The organism is Shewanella sp. FJAT-52076 (assembly GCF_019457455.1).
Taxonomy (GTDB): Bacteria; Pseudomonadota; Gammaproteobacteria; order Enterobacterales; family Shewanellaceae; genus Shewanella; species Shewanella zhangzhouensis.
In genome coordinates this window covers 192057-209437 of sequence record NZ_CP080415.1, presented here as the reverse complement: position 1 = coordinate 209437, position 17381 = coordinate 192057, and the positions used below count along the sequence as shown (strand labels likewise).

The 17381-nt window shown below is 52.7% G+C and carries 17 protein-coding genes, 2 tRNA genes and 1 rRNA gene; 9 read left to right on the top strand and 11 right to left on the bottom strand.

What is annotated here, in order from left to right; genetic code table 11:
* Positions 1-70: 70 nt before the first annotated feature.
* From K0H79_RS00945 to K0H79_RS00935, 3 genes are all read right to left on the bottom strand, one after another.
* Positions 71-146 (bottom strand) — tRNA-Ala (locus K0H79_RS00945).
* 121 nt (positions 147-267) lie between these two features.
* A tRNA-Ile gene (locus tag K0H79_RS00940) sits at positions 268-344 on the bottom strand.
* A gap of 69 nt (positions 345-413) precedes the next feature.
* Positions 414-1958, bottom strand: a 16S ribosomal RNA gene (locus tag K0H79_RS00935).
* 551 nt (positions 1959-2509) lie between these two features.
* On the opposite strand from K0H79_RS00935, the gene K0H79_RS00930 reads away from it, so the two are divergent.
* Positions 2510-2965: an RNA-binding protein gene (locus K0H79_RS00930; RefSeq protein ID WP_220066364.1), complete on the top strand. Its 456-nt coding sequence runs from the start codon at positions 2510-2512 to the stop codon at positions 2963-2965.
* Here the strand turns inward: K0H79_RS00930 and murI are convergent.
* Positions 2962-3762, bottom strand: coding sequence for a glutamate racemase (gene murI / locus K0H79_RS00925; protein WP_220077033.1), 801 nt, complete (start codon positions 3760-3762; stop codon positions 2962-2964). The genes K0H79_RS00930 and murI overlap by 4 nt on opposite strands.
* Before the next feature lie 134 nt (positions 3763-3896).
* Between murI and trmA the strand changes: the two genes are divergently transcribed.
* Complete coding sequence (trmA, locus tag K0H79_RS00920; RefSeq protein ID WP_220077032.1) at positions 3897-4994, top strand: tRNA (uridine(54)-C5)-methyltransferase TrmA; 1098 nt, start codon at positions 3897-3899, stop codon at positions 4992-4994.
* Between the two features lie 49 nt (positions 4995-5043).
* Here the strand turns inward: trmA and fabR are convergent, their stop codons facing one another.
* Positions 5044-5658: an HTH-type transcriptional repressor FabR gene (gene fabR, locus K0H79_RS00915; RefSeq protein WP_011758314.1), complete on the bottom strand. Its 615-nt coding sequence runs from the start codon at positions 5656-5658 to the stop codon at positions 5044-5046.
* 142 nt (positions 5659-5800) lie between these two features.
* Here fabR and K0H79_RS00910 point away from each other — a divergent pair, with 142 nt between their 5' ends.
* The 3 genes from K0H79_RS00910 to mnmH all read left to right on the top strand — a co-directional run bounded on the left by K0H79_RS00910 (position 5801) and on the right by mnmH (position 9154).
* A complete protein-coding gene (locus K0H79_RS00910; RefSeq protein WP_220077031.1) occupies positions 5801-6907 on the top strand; it encodes a fatty acid desaturase in 1107 nt (368 codons plus the stop codon).
* 88 nt (positions 6908-6995) lie between these two features.
* Complete coding sequence (gene selD, locus K0H79_RS00905) at positions 6996-8054, top strand: selenide, water dikinase SelD (protein ID WP_220077030.1); 1059 nt, start codon at positions 6996-6998, stop codon at positions 8052-8054.
* On the top strand, positions 8051-9154 hold the full coding sequence (gene mnmH / locus K0H79_RS00900) for a tRNA 2-selenouridine(34) synthase MnmH (RefSeq protein WP_220077029.1): 1104 nt from the start codon (positions 8051-8053) through the stop codon (positions 9152-9154). The genes selD and mnmH overlap by 4 nt, the downstream gene beginning before the upstream one ends.
* A 61-nt stretch (positions 9155-9215) precedes the next feature.
* On the opposite strand, the gene K0H79_RS00895 is transcribed toward mnmH, so the two are convergent.
* Positions 9216-9770: a TetR/AcrR family transcriptional regulator gene (locus K0H79_RS00895; RefSeq protein ID WP_220077028.1), complete on the bottom strand. Its 555-nt coding sequence runs from the start codon at positions 9768-9770 to the stop codon at positions 9216-9218.
* A 127-nt stretch (positions 9771-9897) separates the two neighbouring features.
* Between K0H79_RS00895 and K0H79_RS00890 the strand changes: the two genes are divergently transcribed.
* The gene (locus K0H79_RS00890) at positions 9898-10428 is read left to right on the top strand and encodes an HPP family protein (protein ID WP_220077027.1); all 531 of its coding nucleotides are present in this window, start codon (positions 9898-9900) and stop codon (positions 10426-10428) included.
* Between the two features lie 44 nt (positions 10429-10472).
* Here K0H79_RS00890 and K0H79_RS00885 read toward each other — a convergent pair whose 3' ends face one another.
* The 5 genes from K0H79_RS00885 to nudE form a co-directional block, all read right to left on the bottom strand.
* Positions 10473-12347, bottom strand: a complete 1875-nt coding sequence (locus K0H79_RS00885) for an MFS transporter (protein ID WP_220077026.1) — start codon at positions 12345-12347, stop codon at positions 10473-10475.
* Entirely contained in the window at positions 12344-13009 is a 666-nt protein-coding gene (locus K0H79_RS00880) for a TetR/AcrR family transcriptional regulator (protein WP_220077025.1), read from the bottom strand. The genes K0H79_RS00885 and K0H79_RS00880 overlap by 4 nt, the downstream gene beginning before the upstream one ends.
* A gap of 121 nt (positions 13010-13130) precedes the next feature.
* Complete coding sequence (locus K0H79_RS00875; protein WP_258405448.1) at positions 13131-13550, bottom strand: GNAT family N-acetyltransferase; 420 nt, start codon at positions 13548-13550, stop codon at positions 13131-13133.
* Between the two features lie 4 nt (positions 13551-13554).
* On the bottom strand, positions 13555-14367 hold the full coding sequence (cysQ, locus tag K0H79_RS00870) for a 3'(2'),5'-bisphosphate nucleotidase CysQ (protein ID WP_220066354.1): 813 nt from the start codon (positions 14365-14367) through the stop codon (positions 13555-13557).
* Positions 14368-14411: 44 nt separating this feature from the next.
* Entirely contained in the window at positions 14412-14963 is a 552-nt protein-coding gene (gene nudE, locus K0H79_RS00865) for an ADP compounds hydrolase NudE (RefSeq protein ID WP_220066353.1), read from the bottom strand.
* A gap of 85 nt (positions 14964-15048) precedes the next feature.
* On the opposite strand from nudE, the gene yrfG reads away from it, so the two are divergent.
* Genes yrfG through K0H79_RS00850 form a run of 3 tightly spaced genes read left to right on the top strand, consistent with a single transcriptional unit; the run spans position 15049 to position 17341 of the window.
* A complete protein-coding gene (gene yrfG / locus K0H79_RS00860) occupies positions 15049-15723 on the top strand; it encodes a GMP/IMP nucleotidase (RefSeq protein ID WP_220066352.1) in 675 nt (224 codons plus the stop codon).
* Between the two features lie 56 nt (positions 15724-15779).
* Positions 15780-16559: a hypothetical protein gene (locus K0H79_RS00855; RefSeq protein WP_220077024.1), complete on the top strand. Its 780-nt coding sequence runs from the start codon at positions 15780-15782 to the stop codon at positions 16557-16559.
* A 59-nt stretch (positions 16560-16618) separates the two neighbouring features.
* A complete protein-coding gene (locus K0H79_RS00850; protein WP_220077023.1) occupies positions 16619-17341 on the top strand; it encodes a hypothetical protein in 723 nt (240 codons plus the stop codon).
* Positions 17342-17381: the final 40 nt, after the last annotated feature.

Genomic DNA, 17381 nt, shown 5'->3' with positions numbered 1-17381 from the left:
GATAAATTCATCACTTATCTTTGGCGTCTCTATCCTTGGGACTTACGTCCTGAGACTCACATATTTACAGTGGTGGAGCTATGCGGGATCGAACCGCAGACCTCCTGCGTGCAAAGCAGGCGCTCTCCCAGCTGAGCTATAGCCCCGTTTCTGCAATATGCAGTCTGACACAAATGCATTGATTAAAAATCTCATTCAGGCGAGGCGGAAGCGGAGGACGTTTACTGGTGTAAACGACGACCTTTACAACGACGCATCAATGAGATTTGGTGGGTCTGAGTAGACTCGAACTACCGACCTTACGCTTATCAGGCGTACGCTCTAACCACCTGAGCTACAGACCCATCGCATTTGTCTCTATCGTCTATCAAGTAATCTGTGTGAACACTCAGCAGGATAATGTGTCGCTTAGGTAAGGAGGTGATCCAGCCCCAGGTTCCCCTAGGGCTACCTTGTTACGACTTCACCCCAGTCATGAACCACACCGTGGTAAACGCCCTCCCGAAGGTTAAGCTATCTACTTCTGGTGCAGCCCACTCCCATGGTGTGACGGGCGGTGTGTACAAGGCCCGGGAACGTATTCACCGTGGCATTCTGATCCACGATTACTAGCGATTCCGACTTCATGGAGTCGAGTTGCAGACTCCAATCCGGACTACGACCGGCTTTTTGGGATTAGCTTCACCTCGCGGCTTCGCAACCCTCTGTACCGACCATTGTAGCACGTGTGTAGCCCTACTCGTAAGGGCCATGATGACTTGACGTCGTCCCCACCTTCCTCCGGTTTATCACCGGCAGTCTCCCTAAAGTTCCCGGCATTACCCGCTGGCAAGTAAGGATAAGGGTTGCGCTCGTTGCGGGACTTAACCCAACATTTCACAACACGAGCTGACGACAGCCATGCAGCACCTGTCTCAGAGTTCCCGAAGGCACCAATCCATCTCTGGAAAGTTCTCTGGATGTCAAGAGTAGGTAAGGTTCTTCGCGTTGCATCGAATTAAACCACATGCTCCACCGCTTGTGCGGGCCCCCGTCAATTCATTTGAGTTTTAACCTTGCGGCCGTACTCCCCAGGCGGTCTACTTAATGCGTTAGCTTGAGAGCCCAGTGTTCAAGACACCAAACTCCGAGTAGACATCGTTTACGGCGTGGACTACCAGGGTATCTAATCCTGTTTGCTCCCCACGCTTTCGTGCCTGAGCGTCAGTCTTTGTCCAGGGGGCCGCCTTCGCCACCGGTATTCCTCCAGATCTCTACGCATTTCACCGCTACACCTGGAATTCTACCCCCCTCTACAAGACTCTAGTCTGCCAGTTCGAAATGCAGTTCCCAGGTTGAGCCCGGGGCTTTCACATCTCGCTTAACAGACCGCCTGCGCACGCTTTACGCCCAGTAATTCCGATTAACGCTTGCACCCTCCGTATTACCGCGGCTGCTGGCACGGAGTTAGCCGGTGCTTCTTCTGTGGGTAACGTCACAGCTGATGGGTATTAACCATCAACCTTTCCTCCCCACTGAAAGTGCTTTACAACCCGAAGGCCTTCTTCACACACGCGGCATGGCTGGATCAGGGTTTCCCCCATTGTCCAATATTCCCCACTGCTGCCTCCCGTAGGAGTCTGGGCCGTGTCTCAGTCCCAGTGTGGCTGTCCATCCTCTCAGAACAGCTAGGGATCGTCGCCTAGGTGAGCCATTACCTCACCTACTAGCTAATCCCGCCTGGGTTCATCCAATCGCGGAAGGTCCGAAGAGCCCCTCCTTTCCCCCGTAGGGCGTATGCGGTATTAGCAGTCGTTTCCAACTGTTATCCCCCTCGATTGGGCAGATCCCCAGGTATTACTCACCCGTCCGCCGCTCGCCGGCAAAGATAGCAAGCTATCTTCCCGCTGCCGCTCGACTTGCATGTGTTAGGCCTGCCGCCAGCGTTCAATCTGAGCCATGATCAAACTCTTCAATTAAAGTTTTGGTCTCAATGAATTTCTGCTGTCATGCTTCTGCATGAAAACTCTTTCATTGATAAAATCGTTTTGTCGACTTCATCAACCTGTGAGTATCCACACAGATTACTTGATAAATTTTTAAAGAGCGGGACCGACTTTCATCTGGTCAGGGCTGCGTATTCTACGCCATCCCTCTTTGACGTCAAGCGCTTTTTCAAGGCTTTTCATCGAGTGCCTATTTTTTGTTTAGACACTATTCTCAACCGGCTGAATCATCATGTCCGGCGGGAATGGGGCGCATTATAGGGAGCAGCCAGACATTCACAAGATCTTTTCGACACTCTTGCGATCGTTCGTCTGTAATTCAATCAATAAGGGCAAATACCCATCGCTTTTGGTACTTTGGGCGCACCTTGGCGGCGAAAACACCTTATTACCTGTGTTTCAAAGTGGCTTTTACGGTCATTTTTTCTACAGCGATCTGGTTTAATCTCAGATAATTCATTACTATATACCTGCTGTTAACAGTTATTTATCATTTCCTTATTTTCATCAGAGTACATTTGCTTATGCAGAAATCATTTCTTATTGCGCTGATAGCCGCCGCAGTGGGTGCCTTGGTCATTTTTCAGTTTCTGCCCACCTTCCCTGCTTATCTTGCCTTTATTCTCGGTGCTGTGCTGGCCATCGGTATTTTCGCCATTACGCCGTCCGGTAATGACGCTGCCACCGTAGAAACAGAATATACCGGCCCAACCATGACGCTTTATGTGGGTAACCTGCCATACCGGGTGCATGAAGGTGACGTAAAGTCGCTGTTTGCCGAGTATGGACCGGTCAATTCAGTGCGCCTGGTTCGCGATCGTAAGACCGGCAGACGCAAAGGCTTCGGTTTCGTTGAGATGTCTGAGAGTGGTGCCCAGAAGGCGATGGTCAAACTGAATGACTACACCTTCCAGGAAAGAACATTAAAAGTAAGAGAAGCCAAGAATCAGGACAATGAGTCAGAGAAGTCTGACGACTAAACCCGGGTTCTAGGGGTAAAGGGCGATATTTCGCTGAATCCATAGTCTGTCAGACTCTGGATTAGACCCTGTGTCAGTGAAGGCGTGGTATACCACGCCTTCATGCTATTTGGCGCAGGATGCTCGTGCTCACCCAAGCCCTCCAGTAAATGCTGCACCCGGCTGGCAATGGCAAAGCCCGAATCGAGCAGTTTAATCCCCTGCCCCAATACCTGGGATAATTCGTCCGCCAACATGGGGAAATGAGTACATCCCAATACCAGCACATCCACTGGCGTTGCCTGAATGGGCGCAAGAATTCCGGTTAACTTCTCCATGTCCACAGGCACTCCCGCCACCTTTTGCTCCGCCATCATCACCAGTTCAGAACTGCCGAACATATGCACCTGACAATGGCTGGCAAATTTAGCGACCAGCTCATGGGTATAAGAGCGCTTCACCGTGGCTGGGGTAGCCAAGAGACCGATATGGCCGGAGAGGGTGTCGCTTGCGGCGGGTTTGATCGCAGGAACGACCCCCACGACGGGTATCGTCAACTTACTCCGTAATACCGGCAGCACCAGCGTACTGGCCGTATTACAGGCGATAACCACCAGCGCGGCGTTGATTTTGGTAGCGGCTGACACAACAAGCTCAACACAGCCCTCCACCAGCACCTGTTCGGTAAGTTCTCCGTATGGCAGGCGTGCATTATCAAACAGGTAATAGAAGTCATGGGATGGCAATAGCTGCCGTATCTCAGACAACACCGACAAACCACCTATACCTGAATCGAAAACCAGAATGGGACGTGCCAAGCCAAACTCCACCTGAAAATGAAAACCCGTGAATTTTCCCACAGCCTAAAATAAAGGGCAAAGCCAGAAAGCTGGACATACGGTTTCGCTGGGGTAAAATTTGCGACCATTTTTTAAGCCGGACGAGATTGCAAATGAACGCACAAGCCATGGACCCTCAACAGTACGAGCTGCAGCTTGAACAAAAGTGCCAGGCACTGACTGAGGCATTTGCCCACTATAATCCCCCGGCTCTGGAAGTATTCCCATCTGCCCCAGCCCATTATCGGATGCGCTGTGAATTCCGCGTGTGGCACGACGGCGACGATCTCTACTACTGTATGTTCGACAATGTGGCCAAAGAAAAAGTGCGTACCGATCAGTTTTTGCCAGCCAGCGAACTCATCAACCGCATGATGCCTGCCCTTCTGGACGAACTTCGCCCCAATCGCGCCCTGCGCCATAAGCTGTTCCAGGTAGACTTCTTATCTACCCTGAGCGGTGAAATACTGGTCAGCCTCCTGTATCACCGCCAACTGGACGATCAATGGCTCACTGAAGCCCGTGCGCTCAAGGCTCGTTTGGGTGAGCACTTTAAGGTCGACATTATTGGCCGTGCCCGCAAACAAAAATTTGTGCTCGACCGCGACTTTGTCGTTGAGTCACTCAATGTGGGCGACAAGACCCTGCACTATAAGCAGGTAGAAAACAGCTTTACTCAGCCCAATGCAGGTGTGGCGGTTAAGATGTTGGAATGGGCACTGGATGCCACCAGGCAAAGCAGCGGTGACTTGCTGGAGCTGTACTGTGGTAACGGCAACTTTTCCATCGCCTTGGCGCCAAACTTTGGCAAGGTACTGGCGACTGAACTGGCCAAACCCTCGGTAGAGGCCGCTCAGTACAACATTCAAATCAATAAGGTGGCTAATCTCGACATCATCCGTATGTCGGCGGAAGAATTCACCGAAGCCATGAAGGGTGAAAAGCGTTTCAACCGCCTCGGCGACATCGATTTACAAAGCTACCAGTGCAACACCATCTTTGTGGATCCGCCCAGAGCGGGCCTGGATGATGAGACCGTTAAGCTGGTTCAGGGTTACGAGAACATCCTCTATATCTCCTGCAATCCCGATACCCTGAACGACAACCTCAAGGTACTCAGCGAAACTCATGATGTAGTACGCTTTGCGCTGTTCGATCAGTTCCCTTACACCCATCACACCGAAGCCGGCGTGATGCTTAAACGCCGCTGATACAGGCTGTTGTCACCCCATAAAAAACGGAGCCTTAGGCTCCGTTTTTTTATTTTGCATCGACCTTTTGCTGCAAAAACTCAGCACCCTTGGCCACCATCCGCAGCTGCAACACCAGCTGATCCGCCAGAATCTTGCGCTCAGACTTTTTCATATCCAGCGCCGCAGCACCTGCGTTAAACACCAGAGTGACCATGGATTCGGCCTGGGCTCGGGCCAATTCCGGACTGCGTTTGGCCTTTTCCTCGGTGTAATGGGCAAGCTCAGAAATGAAGTGCTCTATCTCTCTGGCCACAGCGGCACGGAACGGAGCAGAAGTGCCGGAACGCTCGTGCAGCAGAATACGGAACACGTTGGGGTTGGAGTCGAGCACTTCCATAAAGGTATCGACGGAAATGCGAATTACGCTGCCACCCGCTTCGGCACGCTGACGCCCTTTACGCATCATCTGCCGCAGCGCTAAGCCGCCTTCATCCACCATGGTAAGCCCCAACTCATTCATATCCTTGAAATGGCGGTAGAAAGAAGTGGGCGCAATGCTGGCCTCCCGGGCAACTTCCCGCAGGCTCAAGCTGGAAAAACTGCGCTCGGCACTGAGCTGATTGAAGGCCGCGTCCACCAAGGCGCGACGGGTCTTCTCTTTCTGCTGTGCTCTAACTCCCATGTGATATTCCGTTCATCTTACTGATTCACGGGATAATAACCCTTTTGCCCCTAAAACACAGCCCCGCCTTCCTTGACCTTGGTCATCAGCTCGTCTAAATTAGCTTACAGCTGTACGCTTAAAGCGATATATGGAAACAATAATGAATAAACCCCCCATCATTTGGCTTAACCTCTCTCTGTTCGTTTTAACCCTAGGCGGTGCTATCACTCTGGTTCCCTGGCGAGCCATCACCCATGGGTTTGATGCCGTTGAATGGGTTGCCTTTGTCGTGCTGGTGTTTTATAGCGGCCTCTCTATTACTGCGGGCTATCACAGGCTTTGGTCACATAAGGCATACAAGGCCAATGCCGTGGTGCGCTTCTTTTATGCACTCGGTGGCGCTCTGGCGTTGCAAAACAGCGCCTTACACTGGTCATCGGATCACAGGGTGCATCACAAGCATGTCGACAATAACGACAAAGACCCCTATTCAGCGAACATGGGTTTCTGGTACAGCCATATCGGCTGGATGCTGAGGGAATATCAGGCCCACAGATATCACGATTACAACAACGTACGCGATCTGCAAAACGACCCTATCGTGATGTGGCAACACAAGCACTATTTGTTGCTGACCATTTTGATGAATGTGGGTCTGCCGGCGCTGCTTGGCTGGATCCATGGTGATGTGCTGTCGATGTTACTGCTGGCAGGATTGGCGCGTTTGGTGCTGGTTCATCACTGCACCTTCTTTATCAACTCCCTGGCACACATCTGGGGCTCGCAGCCTTACACAGACAAAAACACCGCCCGTGATAATCCGCTGCTGGCGTTTTTGACCTACGGTGAGGGCTACCACAACTTCCACCATATTTTCGAAAACGACTACCGCAATGGCATCCATTGGTGGGACTACGACCCGACCAAGTGGCTTATCAAGGGCTTGTCCTGGTGTGGTATGGCGGGTGACTTACGTAAAGTACCGCAGGAGCGCATCGAAAGCGCCAAACTGCAGATGCAGCTCAAACGCAGCCAACACCGCATTGCCGGCCGTAAAGATGCCGATGAACTGCTGGAATCTCTGCAGCTGGAATACGAGCGTCTGAAGCAACAGTTAATGGCCTACTACGAGGCCAAAAAGGAACTGTTGGAAGCCCGTCGTGCCGAGCTTTGTGTAAAAGACCTCTTACCCAAGGTAGCGGAGCTTAAGGACCGCCTGCGTCTGGCGCAGCAAAACTGGGCGTCACTCACAGCCGCCTGCCGCTGATCCCGTTACAAGAATCAACACGGCCTCCTTGCATGGAGGCCGTATCTGACTATCATGGTTGCCATTCCATTCAGGCAGGCAAATCCGTATGTCATCGCAACTTTCACAGCTCATAAAACTGACCGAATACAGCCACGGAGCCGGTTGTGGCTGCAAAATCTCGCCCAAGGTACTGGGCACCATTCTCGAATCGCAGCTGCCGAGCTTTGTCGACCCCAATCTGCTGGTTGGCAATGCCAGCCGTGATGATGCCGCCGTTTACAAGCTGAATGAAACCACTGGCATTATCAGTACCACCGACTTTTTCATGCCCATTGTGGACGACCCCTTCACCTTCGGCCGTATCGCTGCCACCAATGCCATCAGCGATATCTACGCCATGGGCGGCACGCCGATCATGGCGATTGCCATTCTGGGGTGGCCTGTGAACAAGCTGCCCGCCGAAGTGGCTCAGCAGGTGGTGGATGGTGGCCGTCAGGCCTGTATGGATGCCGGTATTATGCTTGCCGGTGGCCACAGTATTGACGCGCCCGAGCCTATTTTCGGTTTGGCCGTGACTGGTCAGCTGCCGCTGGAGCGTCTGAAACAAAACAATACGGCCAAGGCGGGTGACAAGCTCTACCTCACCAAGCCCATTGGTATTGGTATTCTCACTACAGCGCAAAAGCAGAAAAAGCTTGAAGACGCCGATGCCCACATTGCCCCCGAAGCCATGTGCACCCTCAATAAAATTGGCGCCGATATAGCAACTCTGCCCGGCGTAAGTGCCATGACAGACGTAACAGGTTTTGGTTTGGCCGGGCATCTGTTGGAGATGTGTCAGGGCGCCACTGTGGATGCCGAACTGAATCTGGATGCAGTGCCGCTGCTGGAGCGCGCCGAGCATTATCTGAATCTTGGTTGCATCCCCGGTGGCACCCACAGAAATTTCGACAGCTACGGCGAGCACCTGCCAAGCGTCAGCGAGCGTGAAAAAGCACTGCTGTGCGACCCTCAAACCAGCGGCGGCCTCCTGGTGGCCGTTGGCACTGACGCCGAAGCGGCCTTATGCGAGCTCCTCAGCAGCCATGGTATAGCGCCTGTGTGCATTGGCGAGCTGAAGGCCGGCCCCGGCAAATTGCTGCTCAAATCCGGTGGTTTGGCATGAGCACGAATACCGTCCCCGCCAACCAATATCGGGAGATCTTCTTAAAAGGTCATCCCATTATGGATGTGCGCGCTCCCATCGAGTTCACCAAGGGGGCGTTTCCCAACGCGGTGAATCTGCCCCTGATGACCGACAGCGAACGGCAAAAGGTGGGCACCTGCTACAAAGAGCATGGCCAGGAAGCGGCGATTGAACTTGGCCACCAGCTGGTCTCTGGTAAGGTCAAAGCCAGCCGCATCGACGCCTGGAAGGCCTTTTTCAGCGAGCATCCTGAGGGCTTTCTCTACTGTTTTCGTGGCGGTTTAAGATCGCGCATCACCCAAAGTTGGCTCAAAGAAGCCGGACTCGATATTCCCTTTATCGAGGGCGGCTACAAGGCCATGCGCCAGTTTCTGATTGATGAGATTGAAACAGCGCCCGGCAAACGCGAAATGCTGATCCTCAGCGGCATTACCGGCAGCGGTAAAACTGACTTTGTACGCCTTCGCAGTGAGTCGGTCGATCTGGAAGGCATCGCCAACCATAGGGGCTCCAGCTTTGGTCGCCAGCACGAGGGGCAGCCAAGCCAGATTGATTTTGAAAACCGCCTCGCCATCGAGCTGATGCGCCATCAGGAGCGCGAGCAAGCAAGACTCCTGCTGGAGGATGAAAGCTTTCTCATTGGCCGCAATGCCATCCCCAAGGTCTTTTTCGAGAAGATGCAACAGGCGCCGGTATTGGTGCTGACTTCTACGCTCGAAGAACGTCTGCCCCGTCTGCTGGATGATTACGTCCACAAGATGCACGCAGGTTATGTGGAACGTCTGGGTGAAGAACAGGGCTTTATCGCTTATCGTGACTATCTGCTCGGCAGCCTTCAGGGTATCTATAAGCGCCTTGGCGGTAAACTGCACGCTGAAATGACAGAGCTGATGAACAAAGCGCTGGCCACTGAGCAGAGCCAAAGGGATACCAGTGCCCATCTGGAGTGGATATCACTGCTGCTGGAAAGTTATTACGACCCCATGTACCACTATCAATTGGGTAAAAAAGCCGCCCGGGTGCGCTTTACCGGTACTCACGCAGAGATGCACGACTACCTCAGCAGCCTCGACAAATAACAAAAAGCCCTCGAAAGAGGGCTTTTTTGCTTCTACCGCAGATTGTTACACCTATTCCAGTTCAGGCTGTTAGCAACGCTCTCGCCGCACGTCGATATGCCCCTTCAGCACCGACCAGTTCACCGAATTCAGCTCTGACGATCATCCCTTCAATCAGGGTCATCAGGCTCTCTGTGCGCCACTGGAGATCGGGCAACGTTGGATCTACAACATTCGCCAACATAGATTTGAGCCAGGCTTTGTGACGAATGGCCTTGCCGGATATGGCTTGGTCCGTTCCTTTAAACTCGGCCTGTGCATGCATGAACATACATCCATTGAAATCAGCTTGCTTAAACCAATCAAAGTGCCAGTTAAGCAGTATGTCCAGTCGTTCATCCGCAGCTGTCGCTGAAGCTTCCACGGCCGCCATAGCTGAAGTCAATGAATCTTCCCACCGCTGATGCCGCCGTTCAAGCACCGCCTCAATCAACAGATTTTTTGAGCCAAAATGACGATACATCGAGGTTTTTGAGACCAGTGCCGTATCACGAATAAGGTCGACGCCAACCGCCGTGTAACCATGTTCATTAAACAACGCTTCTGCCACATTCAATATGTGTTCTCTCTTGCTCATTTTTCTCGCCTTCCGGCTACTCGCCTCTATAGATTGCCTTAAGTGTACAGATCTGTATTGTTTTGTGAAGTACAGATCTGTACACTTCAGCGATTCACAAACATACAACTCACTTAAGGAAAGCTCGATGAGAAAACTCAAGGGTGGCGGAGCACTGCCTGCCAGGGCAACACCAAAACAACTGATAAAAGGCTTGGCTGGAGGATTCTTTGGCGTATTGCTTTTGGGATTGCTGGGGCAAACGACTGGTGCCACCTGGTTGATGGCTCCCTTTGGTGCTACTTGCGTGATTTTATTCGCCGCACCAGGATCACCGCTGGCCCAGCCCCGCAACGTGATAGGTGGGCATCTTATCGCCGCAACCATTGGCCTTGCGGCCTTGTACGGTCTGGGCGATTCCCTATGGGTGATGGCCCTGGCTGTAGGGCTCTCGATTCTGGTGATGCAGGTGTTTCGGGCCGTGCATCCACCGGCAGGAGCCAATCCCCTGGTCATTATCTTCGCCGGACAAGCCGTGGTCGGGTTTGACTTTCTGCTCTATCCCGTATTGCTTGGCAGCGTAGCTCTGGTGGCCATTGCAGCACTGCTCAATAACATCGCCGAAGAAACTAGCTGGCCCAATTATTGGCATGGAATTGGCCGAAACGAGCGAGAATAAGCCTCACAACTCAATCAGCTGATAGAGGATGGCCCAAGGCCCTCTCATGCATCTTTCATGAACTCAGGAGCCAATAGTTCAGCCACTTCCTTTTGCAATGCATGGCGAGTGGTGGCTACGCCATCCACAGGCGGTGCGATTTCAATCTCGACCCTGGACCAGAAGCGCTTCGGGCGGGTGGTCAGTGCATGCCCATCCTTATGACTGAAGAAAGAGCCCCACAAGCCTTTTAACGCCATGGGGATCACGGGCACGGGTCGGCGGGAGAGAATCTTCTCCACTCCCGGCCTGAACTCGCCCAACACCCCATCCGGCGACAGTCGACCCTCGGGGAAAATGCATACCAGCTCGCCATCCATCAGCGCCTCGTCGATACGCTCAAAGGCCGCATTATAGGTTGCCTCACATTGTTTGGGCGAGCAGATGGGAATGACACCGGCATGACGGAACAGGTACTTGAGCAGCGGCATTTCGCTGATACTCTTGTCCATTACAAAACGGACCGGCCGGGTTGAAGCCCCCAGCAGCAATAAGGCATCGACATAACTCACGTGATTGCACACCATCAGCGCCGTGCCTTCTTTGGGAATATGCTGCCTGCCGTTGATGGATACCCGATACATAAGGTGGCTGAGCAAATACGAGATAAAACGCTGAGCAAACTCAGGTACCTGACGATAAACATAGAAGGCCACCACGGCATTCATCAGTGCCAGCAGTAAAAAGAGTTCGGGTATGCCCAGCCCAACCGGGCCAAGCAGCAGCATGGAAAGCAGTGCCGATACCACCATAAAGAAGGCATTGACTATGTTGTTTGCCGCAATGGCGCGGGCACATTCACCTCTGGCGGCTCGGGTCTGGATAAAGGCATACAGGGGGACGATAAAAAGACCACCGCTGATGCCCACCATAAAGAGATCAAACATCAGACGCCAGTGGGCACTCAGCTGCACAAACTCGGCCGCGCCATAAAGCGACTGAGGTGCAGCAAGTCCCGGCAGGGCAAATAACATATCGACCCCAAACAGGGTTAAACCTGCAACACCAAAGGGCAATACGCCAAGCTCCACCCGGCCAAAGGAAATGCGCTCACATAGAAACGATCCCACGGCAATACCGATGGAAAAGAGCGCCAGCAAAACAGACACGACAGTGGCGTCGCCATGGAGATGTTCACGGGCAAAATTAGGGAATTGGGTCAGGTAAGTGGCCCCCAAAAACCAAAACCAACTGATGGCCAGTATCGCCATCCAGATGGTGGGGGTACGCCGTACCCGCTGTACGCTGCGCCAGGTACCGGACAGGGGAGCAAACTTTACTTTATGCACCTTATTCTGGGGAGGCAATGCCGGAATGGCACGGCTACTGAGATAGCCCGCCAGCGACAGGGTTGCCACTGTGATTGCCGCAAGCCAGGTAGCGCCTTCGTTTGCCACCAACAGACCAGCACTCAGGGTGCCCACCAGAATCGATAGAAAAGTGCCCATCTCGACCCAGGCATTGCCGCTGACCAACTCGTCTTCTTTCAGTGCCTGAGGCAACAGTGAATATTTCACAGGACCAAAATAGGCCGATTGGCTTCCGGTCATAAACAGCAGCAGGAGCATGGCAAGATAGTGCTCTGTCACCAAGGCGACGGCGGCGCAGGACATAATGCCCAGTTCCAGCAGTTTGAGCCGACGGATAAGCGTTGCCTTATCCATGTTATCGGCGATGCCACCGGCATGGGCTGAAAACAGGAAAAACGGCAGGATAAACACCCCGGCTGCGAGGTTTACAAACAAGTTGGGGTCCATGGGCAGCTTGTCCACCTGACTGTAAGCCACCAGCAGCAAGAGCACATTCTTGTATATGTTGTCGTTCAGCGCCCCCAGGCACTGAGTCAAAAAATAGGGTAAAAAGCGGCGACTGAATATCATGGTTTCACCTCCGTGTGCTGCGCATCAAGCACAGAAATCGCATGCAATTGGTTTCCAAGCTGAACCGTCAGGAGTTCGGCCAACGAATGTTCGAGTAAAAACAGCTTATCCTGAAGCGACAGCGCCACCAGGCCATGAAGCGCAGCCCACAGGAGGCGGGTTTGATATTTAAGTTGGGCGGGCCCCAGGGATGGAAACATGGCGCTTAAGCAAGCTTCAGGTCGGTGCAGCAGGGACTCAATCAGGGCGCTGTGATCTGACGGCAGTGGTGCTTCTTCGGGCAGCTTAAGCTCGAATACCAGAGAAAAACGCCCCGGCGAGCTAAGCGCAAATTGCCCATAACTCTGCGCCATGGCATTAAGCGCAGCTTTTGCCTGCAAGGCATCCAGAGGAGGATTCTTGATTGAGGGATTGTCATAAATGGCGCACAAATGCCCTGCAAAAGTGGTATCCAGGGCTTTGAGCGCGCGCCTTGCGACGGCCAGCAGTAAATAGGGATAACTGCCAAAGACCTTCACCAGAGTACTGGGAGCATAACCGATTTGCTGAGCCACTTTGCGAAGACTGAGATCCTGCAGTGGCTCTGTCTCCAACCAGCGCTCTACCTCAGTGATAGCCATCTCGCGGATTTGCTCATGGCTGTGTTCCTTTCGCCTTGCCATCCCTCACCCTATCTGCCGACTTGTTGATTGTTAGTGACAAGCTAACAGGAGAACAAATTAAAAACAATGTTCACAATAATAAAAAACACTGTTTATTAAGCAAAGGTTCAGTGAGTATCAATTAGCAAACGAGCAGTAATCTATCCTCGCCGGGGCCAAAATAATCCCGCTCTACAGCCTGTTGCTGAAATCCGAGTTTAAGGTAAAGGTGCCGGGCAGGGTTATCCGGTGCCACCGTAAGCTTGAGGCTGGCAAACCCCAGAGACAAGCATTGGTTCATCAGCGCCTTACCCACGCCGCAACCTCGATGGGTATCGAGCACTGCAACGGAAAGAATCCAGCCGATATGGGGCTCATTCCCGGGTACGCACAGGGCGTAACCCACCAATTCATTTTCGATAAAGGCACCAATCAAACCATCGGGCCAGGCATCCACGGCCTGGCGAAAGAAAAAGTCTGGGTAGGCATGAGTGCCGAAACAGGTACGTTCAACATGATAGGCATCCTGCCAGTTGGACGCAGAGAGAGGTTGAATTTGCAAAATATTATTCACCAACGAGAATTTTATCCCAGTCAAGATTGGGCGAACCTACTACCACAAAATTGGGATTTTCAAAGGTATCACGTTCGTTATAGCTGAGGGGTTGCAGTTCTATGTCCATCAGTTGACCACCGGCCTCTTCGATGATGATCTGCGCAGCCCCTGTGTCCCACTCGCCCGTTGGGCCTACCCGAACATAACAATCGGCGCGGCCTTCGGCCACCAAACAGCTTTTCAGCGCGGCGCCGCCCATTACCACCAACTCACAATGGCGGGGCTGATGAAAGAGCTTCAGTACAGACTGAGGGTCCTGACGACGGCTCACGGCCAGTCTCAGCGAGGGTTCAACACCGGAGGGCAGCTGACGACTGGTGATCCTGACTTCCATGCCGCCGCTGCGCTTGTATGCACCGAGGCCCGCTACGGCGTAATAACACACCCCTGTCATGGGCACGTACACAACTCCCATCACGGGACGGTTATGTTCAACCAGCGCGATAATGACTGAGAAATCACCACTGCCGGCAATGAATTCACCGGTTCCATCGAGAGGATCCACCAGCCAATAGCACGGCCAGTCTGCCCGCTCACTGAGGGGAATGTCGGCAGCTTCTTCCGATAAAATAGGAATATGGGGCGTCAGTTGCCTGAGTCCATCCATGATGATTTGATTCGCGGCAAGGTCGGCAGAAGTGACTGGGGTATTATCGGATTTCACGATCCGTTCGAAATCACCGGCAAGGTAAATTTCCCGGATCTTGTTTCCTGCCTGGGTCGCAATGGCAATTGCCTCATCGACCAATTGTTCTGGCTTCATAACCACTCCAGAAGGGGGCACTGCCTCACGCGGCCCGGAACTTTCTATTTAAGGTGTAGATGCTTTTGTGCCAAAAACAAAGCACTGACGCTGCGGGATTCTGAAAAATCATCAAGTTCAAGAAGCTGTTGCCAATCCACGAGGGGCCACTCTACAACTTCAATTGGTTCAGGCTCATCACCCTCAAGGCGGCTCTCGTAGAGATCTTCCGCCAGAAAAATCTGCATTTTGCTGGAAAAATACCCAGGCGCCAGGCTCAGCTCCTTCAGCAGGGTAAGCTTACGGGCCCCAAAGCCAATTTCCTCCTGCAACTCACGATTGGCGGCCTGGGCGGGTAGTTCCCCCGGATCCACCAAGCCCTTGGGAAAACCCAGTTCGTAGTTGTCGGTGCCAGCCGCATACTCCCGCGCAAGCAGGAGCTGCTCACCCAGCACAGGCACAACCATCACGGCGCCACGATTCGAGCCCTTCATGCGCTCATAGTAGCGTTCAACCTGATTGGCAAAGCGCAGATGTACTTGCTCTATCTGAAATAAACGGCTCTTGGCCACTACTTCAGTGTGCAGTATTTCCGGCTTTTGGCGCCGCTCTCCCATGCTCGCCCCTGACTCTTGAGTTTCATAAATCATGATGGGGTACAATCTTACTACCCCATTTTTAATCTACCAATGGAATTTTCCAATGTTTCCCTGGGACCAAATTGACACAGTACTGCTCGACATGGATGGCACCCTGCTGGACCTGCATTTTGATAACCACTTTTGGTTGTCACTGGTTCCGGGTACCCTCAGCCGCCTGCATGGTATCAGCACCGAGGCCGCAATCGCCAATGTGAGAGCGGCATACGACAACGTCGCAGGCACGTTGGAATGGTACTGTCTCGACTATTGGGAGCGGGAGCTGGGTTTGGATATCATGGCCCTGCATCGAACCCTGGTAGACAGAATACAACTGCGACAGGACAGCATGCCCTTTTTGACGGCCCTCGCCGATGCCGGAAAACGCCGAATCCTGCTCACCAATGCCCACCCGAACAGCCTGGCCTTGAAGCTTGAACATACCGAACTGGCTTCAGGCTTGGATGAGATGCTCTCCAGCCATCAAACCGGCTATCCGAAGGAATCGCCGCTATTCTGGCAGGCGGTATTTGCCCGCTTCGAACTCGACCCCAGGCGCTGTCTCTTTATCGACGACAGCGAGGCCATTCTGCTGGCTGCAAAGCATGCCGGAGTGGGATTTCAGCTTGGGATCAGCAATCCGGACAGCCGACAGCCCAATAAGGTGTTCCAGGACTTTCCTGCCATCCATGATTACCGTTTGCTGCTCAAAGAGTTAACCCGCGCAGTTAGTTTGTGAAGAACAAAGGATTGGTGTAACGTCGGGTTTTCATACAAGAACGATAAGGACATCGAATGAAAACCCTGATAACAACCATTTCAGCGTTGGCAATCGGCTTGATAGTCGGCGCCACCTTGTTTTCCAGAGACTCTACTTCACAGCCCCCAATACCAGAACTCTCTCAGTCGGCCCATGCGATTACGGCAGCAGCTGTGGCTTTTGATCACTCTGCACCAACGACAGACACGCCCGCCTTAGATTCAACCATGCAGACCTCACCAAGATCAGAAGCAGCGCTCAATCAAAGCGTCGAGGCTGCGGTTGAGCAACAAAACCAGCCTGAAGCGTCGTCTCAGCCTCAGACCCTGTCAATGGGGTTACGCGAACAGATTTGTGAAATACAGGCATCAGAGGATTACTGTGAACTCAGCAGCGCCACAGACTTTGAGGCGCTGCTGCTGAATAAAAATGATACTGTCAACGTTGGGGTAGTCAGCGTGTTGCTGGATGCCAACAACTTCGAGGTATTCAGCGAATGGCTGAGTTATGCAAATCGCACTGAACAAGCGTCGCAATTTGAGGAGGCCCTCAACAGCAATCTTACCGAGATGGCTGAAATACTGCCCGAACTCGACGTGGACAAGCCAGTCTGCTCCGACAGTATCTGTACCCTCACTGTGCGCTATCCGTCAGAAGCCGGGTGGGATAAGGCCAAGGACCTGCTCTTTCGCGACGCTGGCCTGAAAAACATCTTCGTATCTGCAACAGTAGACGGACAACGCAGATACATCGCCTTCAAAAGCAGCAAAGGCATTATCGTCAATTCAAACCAGACCAGTTCAAGTGGCCGATAAAATAGACTCGAGCCAAGACGCGACGACCCATATCACGCGATTAATAGATGGAGTGAATATTGAGAAGAGTCCTTCCACTACTCTTTGTGTTGATTGCAGGCATCGCAATCGGCCTGCTGCTGAGCGACAACGGCCAGTCAGCTAATGACATTATATCGCCAGCGTATTCACCCGCGACCGCCCCACAACATTCGGTAATCGGGCGAACGGACAAGGTTGAAGCCAAAATCGAAGCGCCCCACGGCATCTCAAACCCAACGGAAACTACCGAGACAGAGCTTCAAACTGCGAAAGTCGATAATCAATTGCAACTCGCCGCCAAGGCTCGGGTATGTGAAGCAGCGTATTCGGAAAGCCACTGTGAACTCAGTGGGGTAACAGACTTTGGCCCGCTTCTGCTGAATCACAACGGCCATGTGTATATTCACGAAGTCAGCGCCCTGCTGAGCGCCAACAATTATGATGTGTTCCTTAACTGGCTGGGTAGACATGATAAAAATGAACAAGGGATCAGCGTACAGAGTCAACTCGAACTCAATCAGGAAACTGTCTATCAACAGTTTCCTGATATCAATGTCGAGCCCATCGTCTGCGATTCGAGGCTATGCGCAGTCACAATCGCCTACAACGAGGTTGAGAGCCTACGCCAAGCCAGAACCCACTTACTCAAGGACGTAGATTTCAACTCCATGACTGGAAGTGAAAAGGAGCCCGGTAAGGCCAAGTACTTACTGTTTATCCATGCCGACACTTTTGTATCAGACAGTAATAGTTCTGATTAACAAAAAAGGCGCCACAGGCGCCATTTTTATTGCTGACTCC